Below are 24,520 nucleotides of genomic sequence, written 5' to 3'. Positions count from 1 at the left end.
GGAGGAAATATAATGCAAACAACAGACTGGTGGAAAGATGACGTCGTTTATCAAATTTATCCCAAAAGCTTTAAAGATACAAATCATGATGGGATTGGTGATTTAAAAGGGATAACAGAAAAATTACCTTATTTAAAAGAACTTGGTGTGACCATGCTATGGATTTGTCCTATTTTTACATCACCAATGGTCGATAATGGATACGACATCGCTGATTTTGAGGGAATTAATCCTCAATTTGGGACAATGGCAGATTTTGATGAGTTACTGAAACAGGCAAAAGACCTTGATATTAAAATTATTTTAGATTTAGTTATTAATCATACGTCAGATGAACACCCTTGGTTCCAAGCAGCTTTAGCGGATAAGAACAGTAAATATCGTGATTATTATATTTTTAGAGAAGGTAAGGAAAGACCCAATAATTGGCGGTCGATTTTTGGGGGATCAGTTTGGGAAAAAGTTCCTAACGAAGAGAGTTACTACCTACATGTATTTGATAAGCGTCAACCTGATTTGAACTGGGAAAATCCTGACGTTCGTAAAGAATTGTATCAAATGATTAATCGTTGGCTCGATAAAGGAATTGCTGGTTTTCGCATTGATTCCATTACATTTGTTAAAAAAGACCAGGATTATGCTAGTCTACCAGCTGATGGTGTTGATGGTTTAGTCTCATGTAAGTTCAAGACGCGTAATCGTCCAGGAATTGAGGTTTTTCTTACCGAGTTACGTCAAGAGACATTTGATAAGTATAATTGTGTGACTGTTGGTGAAGCACCAGGAGTTGCCTATCAAGATTTTGAACAATTTATTGGTCGAGATGGTTATTTTTCTATGATTTTTGATTTTCACTATGCTGATATAGATGTAGAATCAGGCTCTGACTGGTTTAAACGGACTAATTGGACGGCTAGAGAATTTCGCGATTTATTAATGACATCACAAGAAGCATTACAAAAAGCAGGTTGGGGTGCTAATTTCATTGAAAATCATGACCAACCCCGTGCCTTATCAAAATTAGTTGCACCAGGTTATCAAACACCAGAAGCTGCTAAAGGTATTGGTAGTATGTACTTTTTCTTACGGGGAACCCCGTTTATCTATCAAGGACAAGAACTGGGTATGATCAATGCTCATCGAGAGTCTATCTCAGAATTTGATGATATTTCTAGTATAGACAATTACTATCGGTCAATTGATGAAGGGTTTTCACCAAGTGAGGCCTTAGAATTTGTCAATTTAAGAAGCCGTGATAATACTAGAACGCCAATGCCTTGGACAAGTGCTCAGTATGGTGGTTTTTCAGATATTGAACCCTGGCTGGGTATGAGTCAAACTTATCCAAAAATTACGGCAAATAATAATTCAGTATATAATTGGTATAAAAAAATGATTGAGCTTCGTCAAAAGTCACCTATCGCTCCGTGTTTACAAAAAGGTGATATTCACTTTATAACATCATTAGCAGATGATATTATTGCTTATTATCGCGAGTATCAAGGTAAGCGTGTTTATTCGATTACAAACTTTGGAACCAAAGAACAATTGGTTGAGTTAGACGCTCCTATTGAGTCTGTCTGGCTTGATTCACATGACCAATTCCTTACGGGTAAACAACTTAAATTATTACCCTATCAAAGTATTTTATTTAGTTAATAATTAATGGAGGACAGACTAATGGCAAAAGACTATAAAAAAATTGGGCAAGACATTGTCGACGTTGTTGGTGAAGATAATATTATTAGTATGACACATTGTGCAACGCGTTTAAGATTGGAAGTTAAAGATCGAGCAAGTATTGATGACTCTTTAGTCCAAAAAATTGATGAAGTAAAAGGTGTTTTTTATAATGCTGGACAATACCAAATTGTCCTAGGGACAGGTATTGTTAATAAAGTTTATGAGAGCTTAATGGAAACGGATCCAGAATTGAAAAATAAAGAAACCTCGTTAGAAAATATGAAACGTGATGGTAATCCAATTAAACGGGCTGTACGGACCTTGTCAGATGTGTTTATTCCGATTATTCCAGGAATTGTTGCGACAGGACTATTTTTAGGTTTAAAAGGGGTCGTGTTAAATGACTTAGTTTTAGCCTTCTTTGGTACGACACCAGACGCTATCCCGACTTATATTACGACCTTAATCAGTGTATTAACAGATACAGTCTTTGCCTTTTTACCAGCACTGATTTGTTGGTCAGCCTTTAAAAAATTTGGTGGGACACCAGTTATTGGCTTTGTTATCGGTTTGATGTTGGTGTCACCGGCTCTGCCGAATGCCTATGCTGTTGCAGATATCAATAGTGGTGTACAACCATTAATTGCGTTTGGCTTTATTCCAATTGTTGGCTACCAAGGAAGTGTTTTAACAGCTCTAGTTGTTGGTATTTTAGGTGCTAAACTAGAAAAGTTTTCACGTAAATGGATGCCAAACTCCCTTGACTTAATGTTTACCCCTTTTGTTGTGATTGCAGTTATGATGTTAGTTGGTTTATTAGTTTTAGGACCATTGCTACATTTTGTTGAAAGCGGGTTAGTGTCTGTCGTTACTTGGTTAATTGATGTCCCATTTGGAATTGGTGGTCTGTTAATTGGATTTATGTATCCTTTAGCAGTTATGACAGGTATGCATCACTTATTCATCATGATTGAAACAACGTTACTGGCTTCAACTGGCTTTAATCCATTGATTACTTTATGTGCTATGTATGGTTTTGCTAACGCTGCTGTTAGTTTTGCAATTAGTAAAAAAGCTAGAGATAAGAATGTTAAAGTTATTGGAACAAGCGCCGGAATTACTCAATTACTAGGTGTTAGTGAACCAGCTCTCTTTGGGATTACGATTCGCTATGGCATGAAACCATTAGGTATTATGATTGGCTGCTCGGCATTAGGTGGTATGATTTTATCAATTTTAGGTATTAAAGCGAATTCATATGGACTAGCTGTCATTTTATCGCCGTTAATGTATATATATGATTCCTATCAGCTTGTAACATATCTTGTAGTAGGCGTCGTTATTTTCTGTTTAGCATTTATTTTGACTTACTTATTTGGTGTACCAAAGGAAGTTATGCATGATAGTGGCAATTAATTTTAATGATTTATATGAAGACAAATTTCTAGCAATTAATTATCTAGAAATTTGTTTTTTTATTTCATAAATCAACAAATGAAAAAATGATAACTATAGTTATTTTATTTGTTGATTTATTTATTTAATAAAGCGGATTATACACTTTTAATTCAGTTTTTAAAAATTATTTAAAAAATTAATTAAAATAAAAAAAGTGTTTTTTTATTTTTGATTTATTTAAAGTTAGTAATTAAATGAACTAGTCATTTAAAATTGAATAACATGTCAAAACTGTTAGGGGTAATTGGTATTAAACTGTTTATAATCAACTAAATCGGTTTGCATTTGACTTGTCATGAGAGTAGAATAAAAATGGGTTTACTGTATAAATAACAGTAACAAAATAATTAAAGGTGGTTTACTATGGATACCAAGGAAAAAACGTTTTTTGGACAACCTCGAGGACTGTCGACATTGTTCTTTACAGAGATGTGGGAACGATTCAGTTATTATGGTATGCGAGCGATTCTATTATTCTATATGTATGATACCGTTGCTAACGGTGGATTAGGTTTAGAAAAATCAACTGCATTGTCAATTATGTCAATTTATGGGTCGTTAGTTTTTATGTCTAGTATTGTTGGTGGCTGGTTAGCAGATAGAGTATTTGGTCAACATAAATCGGTCTTTTACGGCGGAGTTTTTATTATGGTCGGGCATATTATTTTAGCCACACCGTTTGGAATAGGAGCATTATTTATTTCAATGATTACGATTGTTATTGGGACTGGGCTTTTAAAAGCCAATGTATCTAGTATGGTTGGTGGCTTATATTCAAAAGAAGATGCGCGTCGTGATTCTGGTTTTTCAATTTTTTATATGGGTATTAACTTAGGTAGTTTATTGGCTCCGATTATTGTGGGAACATTAGGCCAAGAAGTTAATTATCATGCAGGTTTTTCTGTAGCAGCTGTAGGAATGTTTGTTGGTTTGTTAGTTTATTATTTCCAAGGAAAACATACAATTGCTGATATTGGTCTTGAACCAACAAATCCAATCAAGCCAGAAGAACGCTCAAAAGTGATTAAAATTTTTATGATTGTTTTAGTAGTGGTGATGGTAATTTTTGGTGGAGCAGCTATGCTTAAGCTATTAACGATTAATTTTTTCGTTAACTTTGTTAGTATTCTAGGTATCGGATTACCAGTATACTATTTTACTCGTATGATTCGCTCGAAAGATGTGTCAGATGATGAGCGTCAACATATTCGTGCGTATATTCCATTATTTATCGCAGCCATTATTTTTTGGTCATTAGAAGAACAAGGTTCGTCTATTCTAGCCCTATTTGCTGAAGAACGGACTAAGTCTTCAATGCTCGGTTTTAACGTACCAGCTAGTTGGTATCAAATTTTAAATCCTGTTTTTGTTGTTGCATTAACACCAGTTTTTGTGACACTTTGGACAAAACTTGGTAATCGTCAGCCTTCGACTGTTATTAAATTCTCCATTGGTCTAGTTATGGCTGGTTTATCTTTTGTATTATTGATGTTACCAGGCGTTCTATTTGGAGTTGATCAACGTGTTAGTCCACTATGGTTAGTCGCAAGCTTCTTTATCATGATTGTAGGGGAAATGTGCTTGTCACCAGTTGGTTTATCTGTCACAACAAAATTAGCGCCACGTGCGTTTGAATCACAGACACTAGCTATTTGGCTATTGGCTGATGCTTCTTCACAAGCTATTAATGCACAAATTGCGCGTTTTTACACTAGTTCAACAGAATCAGCTTATTTCGGTATTGTTGGTACCGTAGCTGTCGTTGCCGGTATTTTATTATTCACAGGTCGTAAACCGATTCAAAAATTAATGGGGACGATTCGTTAAATTAAAATGTTTAAGTAAGCCAAACTAGCTAGGTTAGTTTGGCTTATTTTTTAATTAGATTCATCGTTTCAATGGTAATAATATGCTATTATTTTAACTAAGGAACGATTTTTATATTAGGGGGGAAGCAATATGTTAGATAGATTAAAAAATCAATTAATTGTCTCATGTCAAGCGTTAGAAGATGAGCCATTACATAGTTCGTTTATTATGTCTAGAATGGCTCTTGCAGCGAAAGAAGGAGGTGCACGGGGGATTCGGGCAAATTCGGTAGCCGATATTCAAGCAATCAAAGAAATCGTCGATTTACCACTCATCGGGATTATTAAACGTGATTACGCAGATTCAGATATTTATATTACAGCTACCGCTAAAGAAGTTACTGAATTGTTAACCACTTCTGCTGAAATCATCGCTCTAGATGCCACAAAACGTCCACGTCCAAACGGTGAGCATTTAGCTGATTTGATTAAGCAAATTCACGATGGTGGCCGTTTAGTCATGGCAGATATTTCAACACTAGAAGAAGCAGTTGAAGCGGAGCATTTAGGTTGTGATATGGTATCGACGACTTTAGCAGGTTATACACCTTATTCGCACCATACTGATACACCAGATTTTGATTTATTATCAGCAATTTGTCAGTCAGTGACAATTCCTGTCATCATGGAAGGTCATACCAATAAACCTGAGCAAGTAACAGAAGGGTTACGTTTAGGAGCTCATGCAGCAGTTGTTGGTTCCATTATTACACGCCCACAAGTTATTACAGAAGCCTACGTAAAAGCAACAAAATTAGTTGATTAGATGATGAGAGACAATTAAGAGATTGATTGTCTCTTTTTTAACAGTTTCAAACGAATGTTATTAAATTCAGACTTTAGTCTGAATTTAATGACAGATGATATAGTTCTGAAGACTCATGAATTTTGACGAGGATTCCTCTAAACTAAGTTTTAGAGAAATAGTTTGCTTGAAAGGATGTTTAGATAAATGTTAAAAATTAATAATGTGACAAAAGTTTATGATGAGGGTGTTCAATATCAAGCGTTAAAGGGAATTGATTTGCTAGTTGAAGATGGTGAATTTGTTGGAATTATGGGGCCGTCTGGTAGTGGGAAATCCACGTTGTTAAATCTAATTGCAACAATTGATAAGCCGACAACTGGTAGCATTCAAATTGATGGAAAAGAGCCAGCAAAGCTAGATTCTGAAGCTCTAGCTAGGTTTAGACGTAATGAATTAGGTTTTGTATTTCAAAATTTTAATTTAATGCCAACATTAACAGTTGAAGAAAATATTATTTTACCACTAACGTTAGATGGTGAAAAAGTCAGTGTTATGAAGAAAAAACTGACTATTGTAGCTCAACAGTTAGGAATTTCTGATTTATTGAAGAAGCGTATTGGCACGATTTCTGGTGGTCAAGCACAACGGGTAGCCATTGCACGAGCGATGATTCATCAACCGACATTAGTGTTAGCTGACGAACCAACTGGTAATTTAGACACTAAATCATCACGTGATGTTATGGAATTGTTGTCATCATTAAATGAAGAGCAAGGATCAAGTATTCTAATGGTGACCCATGATCCATTTGCAGCAAGTTATTGTCAAAAAATTATTTTTATTAAGGATGGTGAATTGGTTGATACGATTTATCGTCAAGGTGAGCGACGTGAATTTTATGACGATATTTTAATGAATCTCCGCGAAATTGAAGGTGTAGCAGATGAGATTTAATCAGTTTGTTTTCCGTAATACGGTTCGGAATAAGAGTTTATATTTAGCGTATTTTTTTAGTGTTCTATCTACTGTTATGACGTTCTTTACTTTTTCAGTTTTTGCATTTCATCCTAAATTGACGAGTGATTTACATTCAGCCGTAAAAACTGGTATGTTGGCTTCTGCCATTATTATTTATCTCTTTTCGTTTCTATTTGTTTGGTATTCAGTGGATATTTTTCTTCAATCACGAAAGAAAGAATTTGGGTTGCTACTCATTCAAGGAATGTCACCTAAACAGTTACGAAAAATGATATTTCAAGAAAATATGATTGTTGGTTTTTTCGCAACAATTTTTGGTAGTTTAGTTGGTTTGATTTTTTCACAAGTCATTTTATGGCTTAGTCGAGTATCGTTACATATTGATTTTGCATTTTATTTTCCATTAAAAGCTATAGGAGTCACCTTTATTTCATTTATGATATTATTCTTGGTGATTTCAGTATTTATTCAGTTAAAAATTCCTAAGATGGATATTCAAACGTTACTAAAAAGTCAAGATTTAGGAAAAGGCCGCTTAAAACCTTCTAAGCTCAAGTCAGTCTTAGCTATTGTCCTAATTGGTGGTGGTTACGCTGTGGCATTATATGTTAAAGGTGTCGCTGTTGTTGGGGCCATGTTACCGGTGATTTTTATGGTTATCTTAGGCACAAGTTTTTTATTTAATCAATTAACATTATTAATAGTCAATCGTCTACAAAAACGTGAATCGGTTTTTTGGAAAAAAACGAATATGCTGGTTTTTTCAGATTTAAGTTTTCGAATGAAGGATAATGCCAAATCATTTTTCTTAGTTACGGTTATTTCAACTGTTGCTTTTTCAGCGATTGGAACTCTGATTGGTTTTAGAGAGATGAGTCTCAAAAGTGTGAACCAGACACCATATGCGATTACTTTATCTACTAGTGCTGATGAACAAAAAGATATCGGTCAACAAGTTCAACAAATAGAACAAGAGCTAAAAAAAGAACAAATTGATGCTACAAAGATCGATTATCAGACGCTATCCTATTCATTTGATGATGTAACAATTAATGTCATAAGCCAAACGGATTATAATCAGTTAGCAACTGCTGCTGGTGAAAAAGAAATTGACGACAAGGAACAAGCTGTTCTTGTGACAAATAGAGATAATCCAATGTTTGATAAGACCCCAGATTATTTAATTAAAGAATTTCCAGTCAATAATCAAGAGAAAATACCAGTTAAAAAAGAAATTTTAACTAAAGACGTAGTTCCAATATTTGGTCCAGTTGTCGTCTTAACTAATCAAGCTTATGAATCATTACACACAAATATCTCTAGTCAAAAGGGTTATATTTGGACTGCGAGTCGCTCAGATTATGACAAACTTGTTAAATTAGGTGCGACACAAACCGAAAACCCAAATGTAATGGTTAAAGCATCAATGGAACAAATGATTACTAATGTATTTGCACCCGTTCTATTTATTGGATTATTTATTGGGATTGTTTTCTTTATCTCAGCTGGAAGTTTCCTTTATTTCCGTTTATACAGCGACATGAATTTAGATAAAGAGAAATTTTTAATGGTTCATAAAATTGGCTTTAGTAAGAAAGAGATGAAAAAGGTTGTCTATCAACAAATTGCCATTCTCTTTTTCACACCAATTATTGTATCTTGCTTACATGGTATTATAGCTTTAAAAGCAATGTATGCGTTGTTTGATCAACCATTACAATTAACGGCTTTCGCTGTCTTAGGGACTTTTATTGTGATTCAAATTATTTACTATCTTATTGCACGGACGTTTTATTTCCGTAAATTATACGCTTCAATTGAAAATTAGATAGCTAAAGATACAAATAAAGACCACCAACAGACAATTTGTTGGTGGTCTTTATTTGTTAAAGTAATCCTGTTTGAATATTGCGTTGTTGGCACCAGTTCATTAAATTTGGTGACAGAACAATTTCAGTTTTTTTCAGTTCACGTAATTGGTTGACTTCTAAAAGGGTTAAGATACCCTTTAATTCTTGCTTCCAAGCATTAATGACTTGAATAGTTGCCTCGTTTCCTTGTGATAGACTGCGATGTAAAAATTCACCAGACAAGCCAACAGCAGAAGCTCCTAGACGCAAAGACTTAATAATATCAAGTGGGTTTTTAATCCCACCAGAAGCGATAAAAGCAGCTTGGTTAGCAAAAAGTGAGGCTTCTAATAACGATTCTGTGGTTGACTGACCCCAGTCATAGAGATAGCTATATTCTTTATTCTCACGACGTTCATTTTCAATTTGAATAAAGTTAGTGCCACCCCGACCACTGATATCAATCATTGTCACGCCTAAATTAATTAGTTGGTTAATCGTTTTTTGTGACATACCAAAGCCGACTTCCTTGACAATCACTGGGACATCGAGTTCAGTGACAATTTGTTCAATATTTCGTTGCCAGCTAGAAAAATCACGATCACCTTCTGGCATGACAATTTCTTGAGGAATATTTAAATGAATTTGCAAGGCATCGGCTTGAAGTAAGTCAACCGCACGTTTTGCATTGTCAATACCGTGATGTGCCCCTAAATTAGCAAAAATTAAGCCGTCTGGATTCACTTCACGTACGACTTTAAAGCTATCAGCAACTGCTTCGTCTTTTAGTGCGGCGCTTACAGAACCAACCGCCATTGCTAAGTTGGTTTCTTTGGCAATTAGTGCCAAATTTTTATTAATGATACTCGTTTTAGCACTTCCGCCAGTCATGGCATTAATAAAAAAGGGAACGGTTAAATGAAAAGGACCTAACTGAGTTGTTAAGTCCACATCATTGACTGCCATGTCTGAGAACGATTGATGCACAAAACGAACATCGTTAAAACCAGCTTGTCCCACTGATTGATACTGCATTTCAGCTAAATGGACGTGTTGATCTTTACGATTCCATTGTGTCATTTATGCTTCCTCCTCCCAAATAATTGGTTGATGATTAGTATTTTTATTACGATACACTTGCAGTGGTAAATTAACAATATCATGTTGGCGCCATTCGTTAATCATTGGTAGAATTTCATCTTGTTGATTAAAGAGGACAATACCACAATCACCGCCACCAGCACCAGAAGATTTGGCTGCACCATTAGCTTTTTCAGCACTGGTACATAAATCAGTGAGTGCTTGCGTTTCAATGTCGACACCACTAATTTTTGCAAGTGATTGTAGTAACTCACGATTCGAGCGAATGCATTCTTGAATCATCGGAATATTATCGTCTTTAAAAGCCTGAATCAACTGATTAACGCAGGCACGACTATCGATTAAGAATTGTTTGTAAAAACCGTTCATGTCATTTTGTTCATCATTGATTTGATCAACTAAAAAAGTTGTCGAGGCAGGGGAGCCAGTCCAACCAATTAATAAACGTAAATCTTTTGGAGCAGATAATTGTTGAATCATTAACTGTGGCCATTTTTCAGTGACCATCTGACTAATTGAAAAATTATTGTGTGTCATATAGTCAAGTGCCCATTCACGATTAAAACATGAGTAAGCAACCCAACCTTCGTATGAACTGGCAGCTAAATCACCAAAAGAGCCATTGCTATTAAGTGATAGATGCGTTATGGCTGCTAATTTATACAACAATTCAGCAGTATATTGGATATTATAAAAGGTCAACATGGCCTTAATAGTCGCAATTGTAACGGCACCACTTGAGCCTAGACCGTATTTACGGCCATCTTTATTATCTAGTTCACTTTCAACGGTTAAGTCAAAGTATTTTAAGTCGTAGTTTAATTCTTGTAAATACTGTTCGACAATACTAACTGATTTTGTGATATATGAAAAAGGATTTTCGCGCTCGTCAATACAGAATTTCCCGTTTTTTCGTGTCCAAGGAATGGAAATTCCATTTGAATAGCTCGAACAAATACTTCCCTGTTTTTTTGCTTCTTTTAAAGTGACCGTAATAAACTGATCGAGCGCTACGATTAAGGCTGGATGTCCAGGCTCTAGTACAGCATATTCACCGGCAATATAGAGCTTTCCAGGAGCACTTGCTTGTATCAATTCTATTTCCTCCTTTAGCGTAACCAATCAGCTTCAGTCAGGTTGGTTATACCCGAACCTACAGTTGAACTAATTAATTGGTCAGCTTTGAAATCGTTTAATAATAATTTATGGATTGTTGCCATGTCAGACTGACGGCATAATACCTTCACGTTTGGACCAGCATCCATTGTAACATAACAAGGAATACCCATGTCACGAATATCTTTAACTTTTTGGATGGCTTTCACACTATCTGGTTCCCAGTAAGAAATCGGTGGTACGGCACCAAGCATTGTACCATGCATTTTCATCCCGTTCGACTCAGTAATTTCACCTAAACGGATAAAATCACGTGCGTGAATTGCCTGTTTTAAATCTACTAAATCTGTTTTGGCACTTTCAACCCAAGCGGGATAGAAAGGTGAGGTTTCGACAGTGCGTTTCATACCGATACGACTAGACACTTTCTTTTTTTGTTTATTAACAGCAATGACAAGCATGCCAATATTCCAATCTGCAGGGTCAACAGGTATTGCATAGCTTGATGCTGAATCATCACCATAGCCCATCGTCCACTCAACAAAACCACCAAAAATACTACGGGTCGCACTACCGCTACCACGTCGGGCATAGGTAGATAACTCTTGGTGAGATAAGTTGAGACCAGTTGCTTGGTTCATTGCACCAGCTAAAGCGGCAAAAGCTGAAGCCGAAGAGGCTAAACCAGCAGCAGTCGGAACATGATTATGACTCTCAACACGTGCGTATGTCGTCAATTGTGTCTCTTTCCGGAATAAATTTAAAAATTTCGTAATTTTTTGGGTTTCTTCTAAACTTTGTTCCTGATTATCAAGAATAAAATAATCACGATCTAATGAGTCATCAAGGGTCACCTTTGTCTCTGTATAAAAAGCATCCAGTGTTAGTGATAGACTACTATTCATAGGTAAAAACAGCTCATTATTACGTTTTCCCCAGTATTTAATTAAGGCAATATTTGTATGTGCTCGAGTGATTCCTACTTTACTCATGTGTATCTCCATTCATTTGGTATAGCCAGGTATTTTTTGCGCCTGCTGCCTCTAAAGCAGCGGCAATATTTAAGGCATCAGATTGATTACTAGCTAATGCTATCATACATCCGCCACGACCGCCACCAGTTAGTTTTGCTCCTAAAGCACCTTCATTTAAGGCTGTTGTAACAAGTCGATTTAAAGCATCATTTGAGACGTCTAATTCAGTTAAAAGAGTATGAACTTTTGTCATTAATTTACCTAACAAAATAGGTTTATTTGATTCTAAGGCTTTACGCCCGTCTGACGCTAGTTTACCTAGTGTGTTAATCTTTTCTTGATAATTCGCGCCATCTGCTGAGGTTAATTTAGCTGCAATACTTTGAACAGCTTCTCTTGTTTGACCAGTAATACCAGTATCAGCAACGACTAAATAGGCAGTTAGTTTTAAATTGATTGGTTCAAATGGTTGACCTTTAATATAATAGTAAGGAATTGAACTACTAGTCATTAAAGCATCTAAGCCACTAGGATTACCATGTGCAATTTTTTCGGAAATATCCACAATAGCCAAGAGGTCAGCCTGATTTAAGTCATAATCAAAAAAGTCGTATAGTGCGCGTGTTGTTGCTACAGCAACTGCAGCACTCGAACCCATTCCGCGTTCAGCCGGAATTTGACTCTCAATGGTAATTGTTAAGCAAGCATCTGGTTGACCAAGACGTTCTAGACAGGTTTGTATAGTTGCTTTTAAACTTTCTAACAGTTCAGGCATCTCATCAAGAAGACCATGATAGAAGTCACAATGGATAGTTGTTGGTTCATTTTGTTGCGTAACTGTCACATTAATTTGTGCGGCTGGAAAAGGAATAGCAATGGAAGGTTGATGATAAACAACAGAATGTTCACCTAGTAAAATAATCTTCCCATTGGCATAGCCTTTTCCTATTTTGTTTGTTCCCATAGTCTAACGACTCCTTCTAACCTTTTGTTAATAATGTCATGATGAATGGTGCGGCATATAGTGACATAAATTGGACCCCATAGCCGACACCCAACCGATTAAGTGTACCACAACAGACACTCATTAATAAAACCCCAAACACATTAATTAAGCCAGCATCCATGTAAGCAAGTAGCAACACTAGAGAAATAAATAAAGCTAGCATGGCTTCATGTGGAATATGTTTGAGCACAAATAAGGTTAAGCGTTCCGCAAAGGTTGCTGCTAACAAATAAACAAATAAAATCGCAAGTAAGCTTCCAATGACAAAAGCAATCATTAGTGTTGATGTGGGATACATATCGGTAATAGTATGCCCGATTTTAAAAACTGGTGGTGATTCAAAAAAGGCCGCACCAGGTCCAATGGCGGAAGGAGCAATTGGCACGCCTAAAGCAATAATCGAAATCATAATGCCTGATAAATAAGTTGCTTGGGCTAAGGCGCTCATAACGGTAATTTTTAATTCTGCTTGTTTTAACTCATTTGATTCTTTTTTAGACATAGATTCTCCAAATAGGACAATTAACCCCACTGGGCTCAAGACAAACATAAAATTAGCCAATAAAACGGACAAACTAGAGCTCGCTAACTCACGTTTAGTTAAGGTATTAAATGGATTAAGCGATCGTTTGTCGTCTAGATTGATTGGAATAGTCATTTGATTATAAGAGGTTGTTTCCATTTTTTTACGTTCCGTTGTATTGAGTAATGATAGCAATCCGACTAAGAGTGGTGCTACAGTAATACCTAAAAAGAATGAGGTTGTAATGGTTTTGTCAGCAGGAACAGCACCAGTTTGCCAATACAATGAACGTAAGCCTTGAAAGAGAATCGCAAAAGGAATAATACTAATCAATGATAAAATTTTTGCTTGGCTAATCAAAGATAAAAAAATCGCACCGGCAATAAAAATCCAGTTAGCATGTTGACTAATCTGTGCAGTAAATGGTGAAATTAGTTTAGCGATAAACAAACTACTAATAAGTGCAATAATGACACCCAGAGCACTGCCAACAGCCGCTTTTTTAATCATGACTGTGGTTCGTCCGTGTTTTTTGACAATTAATGATGCACCAATCATAGGTGTAGACAATACGCCACCAGGTAGATTAGCGATTAGGGCAGGCATTAAATTCATCAGCCCTAGTGTGACAAAAGCTGAGACGAAAAAAGCTAACACAACGATTGGTTGGATTCCAGCTAAAATTAAAGCTAGCGATACTGGCATTAAGACACTTGTTTCATCGGTTCCAGGAATAAAGCCGATTAGAGAGTAAAGCACACTAGCAGCTAAACTAGCGATAATCATTTGTATTATTAGCCCACTATCCATCTAATGATCCTCCAGTATCTGAAGTGGTTGTGATTGACCGTTTTGGTTTGACTAATAGAGTGCTAATAATAAAACCAATCACAGCACCAAGTAGGCCAAAAAATAATTGCAAGGTGCGATTATCAATGGGTGCTAAAAAATAACCACCCATAGTAAAAACGACAGAAATGCCAATGGATAATAATAAATCTTTTACCCCAACAACATCTCCCCAAATAGCGATTAATAAATCCTTTTTCATTAAAACTCCTCCAAATATTATTATGATAGAATTAAAAATCTTATCTTCATCATACTCAATTGTTATTTAAAGAGAAATATTGTTCAGAGTGATTTAAGCAAAATTTATAGTATTTTCAATTTAAATGAGATTTTGGTTAAAAAATTGTTAAATAAAGACTGAATATTTTAAAATAGTATGATAAAATAAGTCAATTAATCAATTTATTTGTAGAAAGGGTTGGAGTGCATGGTAAATATTGACTGGAATAATTTAGGATTTTCGTATATTAAAACACCGTATCGCTATTTGGCTCATTGGAAAAATGGCGAGTGGACAAAGGGAGAAATGACTGAGGATAATACACTTCATATTAGTGAAGGCTCCACAGCTCTGCATTATGGACAACAATGTTTTGAAGGTTTAAAAGCGTATCGTTGTGCTGATAATAGTATTAATTTATTTCGAGTATCTGAAAATGCTCGTCGTTTTCAGGATAGTGCGACACGACTTATGATGCCAGTCGTTCCTGAAGAGATGTTCATCGAGGCTGTAACGAAAGTTGTTCAGTATAATGCTGATTATGTGCCACCATATGGTTCTGGTGCGACTTTATATATTCGTCCGTTACTGATTGGCGTTGGTGATGCGATTGGTGTGAATCCAGCACCAGAATATATTTTTACGGTTTTCTGTATGCCTGTAGGAGCTTATTTTAAAGGTGGGCTAAAACCAACGAACTTTATCATTTCTGATTATGATCGAGCAGCTCCAGTTGGGACTGGTGCGGTCAAAGTTGGAGGGAATTACGCTGCGAGTTTGTTACCCGGTAAGGAAGCTAAAGAGCGCCAATTTTCTGACTGTATTTATTTAGATCCAGCGACACATACAAAGATTGAAGAAGTTGGGGCTGCTAACTTTTTTGGTATTACTAAAGATAATAAATTCATTACGCCAATTTCGCCATCAATTCTTCCAAGTATTACGAAATATTCATTACTTTACCTTGCTAAAGAGCGTCTAGGAATGGAAGCAATTGAAGGTGACGTTTATTTAACTGAATTGGATCAATTTAGTGAAGCAGGTGCATGTGGTACGGCGGCGGTAATTTCACCAATTGGAGGAATCCAATTAAAGAATGATTTTCATGTCTTTTATTCAGAAACTGAAGTTGGTCCAGTGACCAAACGTTTATATGATGAATTAACAGGAATTCAATTTGGTGATGTTACTGCGCCTGATGGTTGGATCACTAAGGTCTCTAGTCTAACTGAGTAAATACAAAAAAGTCTCTAAGTAACGTGGTTACTTAGAGACTTTTTAACGTAATACTATCATGTAGTTAAACTTATTGGACAGTTATTATGAAACATTATACACTAAATATACTAAAAATAAATGCTAGTAAAATGTACAGAGAAATTTAACTAGTACAAAACCAATGGAGAAGAACTAATGATTAAAAAAATTCAAATACTAACCCCTGATTTGCTAGAGGAACTAAGCCAAATCTGGTTACAAGCTAATTTAGAAGCACACGCATTTATTACAGATACTTATTGGCGGACTAATTATCAGGTATTTCAAGAATTATTACCAACCGCAGATTTATACGTTTTTAGTCATCAAAATCAAATTTTAGGTTTTTTAGGTTTAGTAGACACCTATGTTGCAGGTCTTTTCGTTAATAAAGAAGTCCGAGGAACTGGAATAGGTAAACGTCTAGTTGATGAGGTGAAACAAGAGCGCGATATATTAAGTTTGTCTGTCTATGAAAAGAATCAGGCAGCCTATCATTTTTATTTGACACAGGACTTTGTTAAAACTGGTGAGTGTCTTGATCAAGCTACAAAGGAAAAAGAGTACCAAATGACTTGGAAAAAGAATGGGTAAGTATCATCTTAGTTAAGATTAAAAGGAGAGGAAGGCGTGGCAGGCAGTGACAGTGAGAATTGGGATTTTAAGTGACCAACATATTAATGTAAATGGGATAGACAGTCTAATGAAATTAGCCAACTATGGAGATTTTTTAGTAGATTTAGCGCTAACTCAACAGCTAAATTATTTGGTTTTACTTGGGGATATTTCTTGGGATAAAAAACAAATTGATTGGCTATTAGACCATTTAACGAAAAAATTAACCGGTTATTGTGAATTACGTTATGTTTTAGGAAATCATGATTTAAGCCAAAATTATACTTTAGATGAGTTTCTCTATCCACAAGACTCACGTCATCTGTCTGTTAGCCCGATTGTGACTCACGACAAAGCCTTTGTAGGATTTGATGGTTTTTTTGATTTTAGTTGGTCTGGACTGCCACCTAGTCAGATGAATCAAGAACGTGTGTTGCGCTATGCAAATGAACGTTATTTTAGCGATGGTAGTAAATTGACGCGTGATGATTATCAGTTTATTGTCAATCAACAGTTAACAACATTTGAGACGCAAGTTAACTCCTTACTAGGAAAAGGCATCAAAACAATAGCGGTTGGTATGCATTTCGTCCCACATGCTGCATTTTTAAAGCCGGTCGATAGCGATCAGACAGCCTTTAAAAATGCATATATGGGATCAGAAAAATACGGGACTGCTATTGAGCATTTTAATGGCTTAGTGACAGATGTTTATTTTGGTCATACACATCGTAGATTAGGCCATCAACTGATTAATGACGTAACATACCATTGTGTACCAGTTGGTATTCAGAGAAGTTGGACTCTGCATGGGTTTAAAGAGACTGATTTAGTTGCTCAAACGCGCCAAACTTTGCAAATTATTGAATGGAACAGTTGATTAAATCAGGCTATGAGGACATAAAAAAACTTGAACAACTATTTAATAGTCATTCAAGGTTTTTTGCTATTTTGCTTCTTGTAAAATGGCGATTTTTTTAATAGTAATGTCTTTTGTCGGTTTGTCTTGTGCACTTGTTTCAGTTGCGGCAATCTTATCGACAATATCCTGGCCTTCAATCACTTGTCCAAATACTGAATATTGGAAATCCAAATTAGGTTGCCCACCATCTTTATAGGCCTCGATAATTTTTTCAGGGTATTTAGAGGCTAATAAGCCATCTGATTGATCATCGTGATTGGAAACAATATAAAATTGACTACCTTGTGTTTTTTCAGAAACGTCACCACTAGTACGTGCCACAGCTAACGCGCCATTAACATGATACAATTGATTAGAAATTTCCGGTGCAAATTCTTCTTTCCAAATACTTTCACCACCAGAACCAGTACCATCAGGGTCCCCACTTTGAATCATGAAGTCTTTAATGACTCTATGGAAAGATACATTGTTATAATAACCATCTTTTGCATGCGTCATAAAATTTTCAACGGCTTTAGGTGCTAACTTTGGAAAGAGCTTAATCTTAATGTTTCCTTCACTTGTTTCCATTTCAACTAAGTCTTCGTCCGCAGCGACATCTTTACTTAATTGCGGTAAATCAAGTGTATTTAAATCAACATCATCTTTTACAACTGATTCAGATACTTTTTCTGTTGAACTAGTATTTTTTTTAACGTTATCATTTTTACTCGTTGTTCCACAGGCGCTCAATAATAACGTTGCCGTTAGTAGTGTACAAGCACCTAGAAATAATTGTTTTCTTTTCATTAAATGACATCCTTTCACAACAGCTTATCTGTGTTCAATACTAACAAAAAACAAACAGAAAGCCAATCATAAAGAAAAAAGATTCTAAAAATTATTAAAGAATCTTCATTTTTCAGAAATTGTTAGCAAGGTTTTACAACATTAATAGACAAACGCCCTCGCAAAAGATACAATGAATTGAAAAGAGACTTTTTGAGAGTAAGGAGGACAGCATATGTCCATGTTTTTAGATCAGGTAACCATTGATGTGCAAGCCGGTAAAGGTGGCGACGGAATGGTTGCTTTTAGAAGAGAGAAATATGTCCCAGATGGTGGACCAGCTGGTGGTGACGGTGGCCGTGGCGGTAGTATTATTTTAGTTGTTGATGAAGGCTTACGAACCTTAATGGATTTTCGCTACACCCGTTACTTCAAGGCTGAACCAGGAGAAAATGGGATGAGTAAAGGTATGCACGGTCGTGGTGCTGAAGATACTTATGTTAAAGTCCCACCTGGTACAACAGTAAAAGACCATGAAACTGGAAAAATTTTAGGTGATTTGATTTCAAACGGTCAGATGCTTAAAATTGCTCAAGGTGGCCGTGGCGGTCGTGGTAATTGTCGTTTTGCGACGCCAAGAAATCCTGCGCCAGAAATTTCAGAAAATGGTGAGCCAGGACAAGAGCGTAAAATTGACTTAGAATTAAAGGTCTTAGCTGATGTTGGATTAGTCGGTTTTCCATCTGTTGGAAAATCAACACTATTATCGATTGTCTCAAAAGCACGTCCTAAAATTGGTGCCTATCACTTTACAACACTTGTTCCTAACTTAGGAATGGTGACAACTAAGGATGGTCGTAGTTTTGTTATGGCTGATTTACCTGGATTAATCGAGGGTGCATCTCAAGGAATTGGACTAGGGACACAATTTTTACGCCATATTGAACGGACACGTGTTATCTTACATGTGATTGATATGAGTGGTATGGAAGGCCGTGATCCGTACGAAGATTACTTGTTAATCAATAATGAGTTAGAATCGTATGATTTACGTTTGCTTGAGCGTCCTCAAATTATTGTTGCTAATAAGATGGACATGCCTGATGCAGAAGAAAATTTAAAAGAATTTAAAGAAAAGATTGCTGCATTAAAAGCAGATGAATTTGCAGACGATATTCCAATTTTCCCAATATCTGGTATTTCTAATCGGGGGATTGAACCATTATTAAGTGCAACAGTCGATTTACTTGAGAAAACACCAGAGTTTCCAATTTATATTGAAGACGATACAGAAGATGATGTAGTTCGTTATGAATTTAAAGAAGATGAACCAGCTTTCAAAGTATCACGTGATGATGATGCGACATGGGTTTTATCTGGAGACCAATTGGAAAAACTCTTCATTATGACGAATTTTGATCGTGAAGAGAGTATTATGAAATTTGCCCGTCAGTTACGCGGTCTTGGTGTTGATGAAACGTTACGAGCAATGGGTGCTAAAGATGGCGATTTAGTTCGTATTCAGGATTTTGTCTTTGAATTTGTCGATTAAAAAATCGTAATAAATAATCTAAAGATAGAAACATCTCTAATTTTGGGGTGTTTCTATCTTTTTTGTTGTGAAAATGATTATCATTTGCTATACTTTTATTAGGATATTTTAGGTTTACCTAAAAATTAAATTTAATTAACCAAAATAGATATTAGATTTAAGGAGGGTTACGAATGACACACGAAATGATAATCAAGGATTTGACAGTTACCTATCAGCATAAAAAAGTGTTAGATACAGTTAATGTCAGTATTGTACCAGGGCAGATTACTGGAATTATTGGACCAAATGGTGCTGGAAAATCAACCTTTTTGAAAGGATTTATGGGATTAATCAAGCGAGAAAGTGGTCAGGTGACAATTGACGGAAGCGATATTCATCAACATAAAGAAAAAATTGCCTATGTTGAACAACGTAGCTTAATTGATTTGACTTTTCCAATTAACGTTGCTGAAACAGTATTACTTGGAACTTACCCAACATTAGGCTTGTTTAAACGACCAGGACGATTGGAAAAACTAGCAGCTCAAGAAGCATTAGAAAAAGTGAAAATGCAAGATTTTGCGAAACGTCAAATCGGTCAATTATCCGGAGGGCAACTACAACGTGTTTTTATCGCTCGAGCGTTGGCACAAAAAGCTGATATTATTCTTTTAGATGAACCTTTTGTCGGAATTGACATGGTTAGTGAAAAACTAATTGTTGATTTACTAAAGGAATTGAGAGATGAGGGTAAAACAATTATCATTGTCCATCACGATTTACATCGAACACGGGAATATTTTGATCAGCTTATAATTCTTAATCAACAATTAATTGCTGCTGGGACAGTAGATAAAGTATTTACAACAACAAACATTCGTCAAGCGTACGGAGAGTCAATGGGCGATATTGAAATTAAGGGGGTTGGACACGTATGATTCACAATTTTATCGACGGACTACAACAATATGAGTTTTTAAGAAATGCTCTATTTACATCAATGATGGTCGGAGCAATTTCTGGCGTAATTGGTAGTTTTATTATTCTTCGAGGTATGTCATTAATGGGTGATGCGATTTCACATGCTGTCCTCCCGGGAGTTGCCGTTTCTTACATGTTAGGCACAAATTTTATGATTGGGGCATCGTTATTTGGAATATTGGCGGCTGGTCTAATTGGCTTTGTGACTCAAAAAAGCCAATTGAAAAATGATGCCGCGATTGGAATTGTTTTTAGTTCCTTTTTTGCTTTGGGAATTATTTTGATTACTTTTGCTGAAAGCTCTACTGATTTGTATCATATTTTATTTGGAAATGTATTAGCCGTTAGACCAAGTGATATGTATACGACATTAGGTGTCTCTGTGGCGGTATTACTTTTTGTTCTTATGTTTTATAAAGAACTGTTGGTTAGTTCATTTGATCCCGTTATGGCACAGGCGTATGGGCTAAAAGTGCAAGTGATTCATTATGCGTTAATGTTTTTCCTAACACTAGTTGCAGTGACATCTTTACAGACCGTTGGTACCGTGTTAGTGGTAGCAATGTTAGTAACACCAGCAGCCACGGCCTTTTTATTAACAAATAATTTGAAACGGATGATTGTGTTAGCGAGTTTAATTGGAACGATTAGTGCCATTATTGGCCTAATGTTTAGTTATTCATATAATTTAGCTTCAGGTGCTACTATTGTTTTAACAACCGTCTTTTTCTTTTTACTCGCTTTTATTTTTTCACCAAAACAAGGGTTTGTCTTTAAAGAGAAGGAGGTAGCGAATGAAGAAGTCCATTAAACAACTACTATTTTTGACTCTCTTAGTTATCAGTTCATTAGCGACTCTTAGTGCATGTGGCACCAAAAAAGATACCAGCCATGCTACGAGCGGACAATTAACAGTCGTTGCAACAAATTCTATTTTAGCTAATTTAGTTGAAGAAGTAGGAAAAGAGCATGTTAGTGTCCACAGTCTTGTCCCTAGAGGTACTGACCCTCATGAATACGAACCATTACCGGATGATATTGCCAAAGCATCAGATGCTGACGTGATTTTTTATAATGGTTTAAATTTAGAAACAGGTGGTAATGGTTGGTTTAATAAACTTATGACAATGGCTAAGAAAAAAGAAGATAAGGATTACTTCGTCGTTAGCCGTGAAGTTGATCCGCAATATCTAACTAGTGACGGTCAAGAAACACAAGTTGACCCACATGCTTGGTTGAGTTTGGCTAATGGGATATTATATGTGACAGCCATTAAGGAAGTTTTAGTCGAAAAAGACCCAGAACATCGCGAAGATTATGAAAAAAACGCTCAAGTTTATAGTGAAAAATTACAGGCCTTACATGATCAAAGCCAACAATTATTTGCTGATATTCCCTCTGACAAAAAATTATTAGTCACGAGTGAAGGGGCTTTTAAATACTTTGCAAAGGATTACCAAATTCCCACAGCCTACATTTGGGAAATTAATACAGAGGATCAAGGAACGCCTGATCAAATGCGTCTGATTATTGATACATTACGTCAAACAGCTGTTCCAGTACTTTTTGTTGAGCAGAGTGTTGATCCACGAAGTATGGAGACTGTTGCTCGAGAAACAAAATTACCGATTTACGAAACTGTTTTAACGGATTCACTAGCCAAATCAGGTCAGCCGGGAGATACTTATTACAGTATGATGGCTTGGAATCTAGAAAAAATTCATGCAGGCTTAAAACGTTAAAAGTTGAGAGAAATCTCAGCTTTTTTAGTTTTTATTCTTAGTAAATATTGATACAATAGAAGAGACTGTCATAAGTGGTTTGCTTAATGCTGTTAGAAACAGGTATAATTAGACTAAATTTAGAGAAAAGTAGGAACAATATGGAATTAGAATTTTTAGGTACAGGGGCAGGAGTCCCGTCGAAGCAACGCAATGTGACAAGTATTGCTTTAAAAATGTTGGATGAACGTAACGAGGTTTGGTTATTTGATTGTGGCGAAGGAACACAACAACAGATTTTAAATACTGCCATTCGTCCACGAAAAATCGAAAAAATTTTTATTACGCATTTACATGGCGATCATATCTTTGGTTTGCCAGGATTAATTAGTAGCCGTTCGTTTCAAGGTGGTGACACACCATTAGAAATTTATGGACCAAAAGGGATTAAACAATATGTTTTAACTAGTTTGAAATTATCAGATACACACTTAAAATATCCTATTAAGTTTATTGAAATCGAAACAACTGGCGTCATTTTTACTGATAAAAAGATTAAAGTAACTTGTGAAGAGTTAGACCACCGGATTAAGTGTTTTGGGTATCGCATTGAGGAGGCTGATTTCCAAGGGGAGCTTCAAGTTGAGAAATTAAAAGCACTCAATATCCCGTCTGGACCAATTTATAAACGAATTAAAGATGGTGAAATTGTCACGCTAGCTGATGGACGCATAATTGATGGGCGTGATTTTATTGGAGAAGCAAAAAAAGGTCGGACTGTAACCATTTTAGGTGACACACGTTTAACTAAAAATTGTTATAAATTAGCGCAAAATGCGGATGTTTTGGTTCATGAGAGCACATTTAACCAAAATGAAGCTAAATTAGCTAAAAGTTACTACCATTCGACAACGGCTCAAGCCGCACAAGTTGCAAAAGAGTCAGGAGTCCAGATGTTATTGTTGACACATATCAGTTCACGTTATCTTGGTAAAGCTGTCTATGAGTTACAACAAGAAGCACAGCAGATTTTCAAACAAACAAAAGTTGTCAAAGATTTTGATATCATTACTATTCCAATACCAACAAATAAAAAGTAGGTGGTTTAATTGAAAAAAGTCTTTCAAACAATTCAAAATAAAACAGTACTAATCACTGGGGCCTCTAGTGGTTTAGGTGAAAATATTGCTTATGAGGCAATCAAACAGGGTGCCAATGTCATTTTATGTGCTCGACGTGATAATGAATTACAGCGAGTTGCTCAAAAGTGTCGCCAAATTGGCTCAGGAGAAGTTGAAACATTTGTATTAGATGTTGCTGACTATCAAAGTTGTCAGCATTTGTTGAGTCAGTTAGATGGTCAGCAAACAACAGTAGATGTGTTGGTGAATTGTGCTGGTTTTGGTGTCTTTAAATCATTTGTTGACACACCAGAAGAGACAATTCGTCAAATGTTTGAAGTCAATGTCCTTGGTTTGATGCACTTAACACAACAAATTGCCTTACGAATGATTCATGATGGTTCAGGTCATATTATTAATGTTGCGTCACAGGCTGGCAAAACAGCGACACCTAAATCAAGTGTTTATTCGGCAACAAAATTTGCTGTTATCGGATTTTCTAATGCCTTACGCCTCGAGCTAAAACCACTTGGAATCGCTGTGACGACCGTTAATCCTGGACCGATTAAAACGAATTTCTTTGAGATTGCTGATCCAACAGGTAGTTATCTGAAAAATTTGGGTAGCCTAGCTATTCAACCAGATGTCTTAGCCCGTCGGATTGTTAGGTTAATGGGTAGTTACCGTCGTGAACTCAATGCACCATTAATGATGGAAATCGGTAGCAAAGGCTATCAACTATTTCCAAAGGTAGGAGACTTCCTTACAAGTACATTGTTTAATAAAAAATAGGAGGGCTTTTAAATGAGTCGCAAGTTTAAGTTGTTTTTGTTAATAGTGGTTATTTTTCTACTAGTGTTATTTTCGATTGTTAATGCACAAGCTATTACGATTAATTTGTTTTTCACTACTATTCGAATCCCGTTAGTCGTCTTAGTTTTAGGTTGTTTTGTCGTAAGTTTTTTAGTGGCAATGATGCTACTTTTAAGCACTATTATGAAAAAAAATCGTTTGTTAAATCGTCAAAGTAAACAAGTGGAACAATTATTGGCGGATTCCAATGCTAATTTTAGCGAAGATGCACAAGCTAAAATTAATGAGCTGGAACAGACAACACATCGCCAAAGTCGTGAAATTTCTGATTTAAGACATAAGTTGGCGTCATATATTTTAGAAGAAGCGGACGAAAATCAGACTAATTAAAAGGTGATAAATGCTGTTGTT

At 35.9% G+C, this 24,520-nt stretch carries 23 protein-coding genes; 16 read left to right on the top strand and 7 right to left on the bottom strand.

Translation table 11 applies throughout. From position 1 onward, the window contains the following. The first annotated feature begins 12 nt into the window (after window positions 1–12). The 6 genes from BW732_RS03855 (at window position 13) to BW732_RS03830 (ending at window position 8,563) form a co-directional block, all read left to right on the top strand. Window positions 13–1,659 (top strand): alpha-glucosidase, encoded by a 1,647-nt coding sequence (locus BW732_RS03855; RefSeq protein WP_077275556.1) that lies wholly within the window; start codon window positions 13–15, stop codon window positions 1,657–1,659. 21 nt (window positions 1,660–1,680) lie between these two features. Then, entirely contained in the window at window positions 1,681–3,099 is a 1,419-nt protein-coding gene (locus tag BW732_RS03850; RefSeq protein WP_077275555.1) for a PTS transporter subunit EIIC, read from the top strand. A gap of 405 nt (window positions 3,100–3,504) precedes the next feature. Next, entirely contained in the window at window positions 3,505–4,968 is a 1,464-nt protein-coding gene (locus tag BW732_RS03845; RefSeq protein ID WP_077275554.1) for a peptide MFS transporter, read from the top strand. 132 nt (window positions 4,969–5,100) lie between these two features. Continuing rightward, window positions 5,101–5,775, top strand: coding sequence for an N-acetylmannosamine-6-phosphate 2-epimerase (locus tag BW732_RS03840; RefSeq protein ID WP_077275553.1), 675 nt, complete (start codon window positions 5,101–5,103; stop codon window positions 5,773–5,775). Window positions 5,776–5,961: 186 nt separating this feature from the next. Next, window positions 5,962–6,711: an ABC transporter ATP-binding protein gene (locus BW732_RS03835; protein ID WP_077275552.1), complete on the top strand. Its 750-nt coding sequence runs from the start codon at window positions 5,962–5,964 to the stop codon at window positions 6,709–6,711. After that, window positions 6,701–8,563 carry an ABC transporter permease gene (locus tag BW732_RS03830; RefSeq protein WP_077275551.1) on the top strand — a complete coding sequence of 621 codons (1,863 nt, stop codon included), beginning with the start codon at window positions 6,701–6,703 and terminating at the stop codon, window positions 8,561–8,563. The genes BW732_RS03835 and BW732_RS03830 overlap by 11 nt, the downstream gene beginning before the upstream one ends. 58 nt (window positions 8,564–8,621) lie before the next feature. On the opposite strand, the gene fni is transcribed toward BW732_RS03830, so the two are convergent. From fni to BW732_RS03800, 6 genes are read right to left on the bottom strand one after another with little or no spacing between them, the layout of a single operon-like run. Beyond that, entirely contained in the window at window positions 8,622–9,665 is a 1,044-nt protein-coding gene (gene fni / locus BW732_RS03825) for a type 2 isopentenyl-diphosphate Delta-isomerase (RefSeq protein ID WP_077275550.1), read from the bottom strand. Further along, window positions 9,666–10,781 carry a phosphomevalonate kinase gene (locus BW732_RS03820; RefSeq protein ID WP_077275549.1) on the bottom strand — a complete coding sequence of 372 codons (1,116 nt, stop codon included), beginning with the start codon at window positions 10,779–10,781 and terminating at the stop codon, window positions 9,666–9,668. 14 nt (window positions 10,782–10,795) lie between these two features. Next, entirely contained in the window at window positions 10,796–11,794 is a 999-nt protein-coding gene (mvaD, locus tag BW732_RS03815; protein WP_077275548.1) for a diphosphomevalonate decarboxylase, read from the bottom strand. Continuing rightward, a complete protein-coding gene (mvk, locus tag BW732_RS03810; protein WP_077275547.1) occupies window positions 11,787–12,740 on the bottom strand; it encodes a mevalonate kinase in 954 nt (317 codons plus the stop codon). Before mvk ends, mvaD begins: the two co-directional genes overlap by 8 nt. A 16-nt stretch (window positions 12,741–12,756) precedes the next feature. Next, window positions 12,757–14,115 (bottom strand): tripartite tricarboxylate transporter permease, encoded by a 1,359-nt coding sequence (locus BW732_RS03805; protein WP_077275546.1) that lies wholly within the window; start codon window positions 14,113–14,115, stop codon window positions 12,757–12,759. Further along, window positions 14,108–14,356: a hypothetical protein gene (locus BW732_RS03800; protein ID WP_077275545.1), complete on the bottom strand. Its 249-nt coding sequence runs from the start codon at window positions 14,354–14,356 to the stop codon at window positions 14,108–14,110. Before BW732_RS03800 ends, BW732_RS03805 begins: the two co-directional genes overlap by 8 nt. Window positions 14,357–14,584: 228 nt before the next feature. Between BW732_RS03800 and BW732_RS03795 the strand changes: the two genes are divergently transcribed. From BW732_RS03795 to BW732_RS03785, 3 genes are all read left to right on the top strand, one after another. Then, window positions 14,585–15,613: a branched-chain amino acid aminotransferase gene (locus BW732_RS03795; RefSeq protein WP_077275544.1), complete on the top strand. Its 1,029-nt coding sequence runs from the start codon at window positions 14,585–14,587 to the stop codon at window positions 15,611–15,613. Between the two features lie 177 nt (window positions 15,614–15,790). After that, window positions 15,791–16,228 (top strand): GNAT family N-acetyltransferase, encoded by a 438-nt coding sequence (locus BW732_RS03790; protein ID WP_077275543.1) that lies wholly within the window; start codon window positions 15,791–15,793, stop codon window positions 16,226–16,228. A gap of 46 nt (window positions 16,229–16,274) precedes the next feature. Further along, window positions 16,275–17,129 (top strand): metallophosphoesterase, encoded by an 855-nt coding sequence (locus tag BW732_RS03785; protein WP_077275542.1) that lies wholly within the window; start codon window positions 16,275–16,277, stop codon window positions 17,127–17,129. A gap of 66 nt (window positions 17,130–17,195) precedes the next feature. Here the strand turns inward: BW732_RS03785 and BW732_RS03780 are convergent, their stop codons facing one another. After that, the gene (locus BW732_RS03780; RefSeq protein ID WP_077275541.1) at window positions 17,196–17,960 is read right to left on the bottom strand and encodes a peptidylprolyl isomerase; all 765 of its coding nucleotides are present in this window, start codon (window positions 17,958–17,960) and stop codon (window positions 17,196–17,198) included. A gap of 214 nt (window positions 17,961–18,174) precedes the next feature. On the opposite strand from BW732_RS03780, the gene obgE reads away from it, so the two are divergent. The 7 genes from obgE (at window position 18,175) to BW732_RS03745 (ending at window position 24,499) form a co-directional block, all read left to right on the top strand. After that, entirely contained in the window at window positions 18,175–19,491 is a 1,317-nt protein-coding gene (gene obgE, locus BW732_RS03775) for a GTPase ObgE (protein WP_077275540.1), read from the top strand. 173 nt (window positions 19,492–19,664) lie between these two features. Next, complete coding sequence (locus BW732_RS03770) at window positions 19,665–20,411, top strand: metal ABC transporter ATP-binding protein (RefSeq protein ID WP_077275539.1); 747 nt, start codon at window positions 19,665–19,667, stop codon at window positions 20,409–20,411. Further along, window positions 20,408–21,265 carry a metal ABC transporter permease gene (locus BW732_RS03765; protein ID WP_077275538.1) on the top strand — a complete coding sequence of 286 codons (858 nt, stop codon included), beginning with the start codon at window positions 20,408–20,410 and terminating at the stop codon, window positions 21,263–21,265. Before BW732_RS03770 ends, BW732_RS03765 begins: the two co-directional genes overlap by 4 nt. Next, complete coding sequence (locus BW732_RS03760) at window positions 21,249–22,196, top strand: metal ABC transporter substrate-binding protein (protein ID WP_077275537.1); 948 nt, start codon at window positions 21,249–21,251, stop codon at window positions 22,194–22,196. The genes BW732_RS03765 and BW732_RS03760 overlap by 17 nt, the downstream gene beginning before the upstream one ends. Window positions 22,197–22,336: 140 nt before the next feature. Further along, window positions 22,337–23,275 (top strand): ribonuclease Z, encoded by a 939-nt coding sequence (rnz, locus tag BW732_RS03755; protein WP_077275536.1) that lies wholly within the window; start codon window positions 22,337–22,339, stop codon window positions 23,273–23,275. A 9-nt stretch (window positions 23,276–23,284) separates the two neighbouring features. Beyond that, window positions 23,285–24,088: an SDR family NAD(P)-dependent oxidoreductase gene (locus tag BW732_RS03750; RefSeq protein WP_077275535.1), complete on the top strand. Its 804-nt coding sequence runs from the start codon at window positions 23,285–23,287 to the stop codon at window positions 24,086–24,088. Between the two features lie 12 nt (window positions 24,089–24,100). Further along, a complete protein-coding gene (locus BW732_RS03745) occupies window positions 24,101–24,499 on the top strand; it encodes a LapA family protein (RefSeq protein ID WP_077275534.1) in 399 nt (132 codons plus the stop codon). Window positions 24,500–24,520 lie beyond the last annotated feature (21 nt).

Source organism: Vagococcus penaei (assembly GCF_001998885.1).
Classification (GTDB): Bacteria; Bacillota; Bacilli; order Lactobacillales; family Vagococcaceae; genus Vagococcus; species Vagococcus penaei.
The sequence above is the reverse complement of the archived record's forward strand: the minus strand, read 5'-3'. Positions and strand labels throughout refer to the sequence as shown.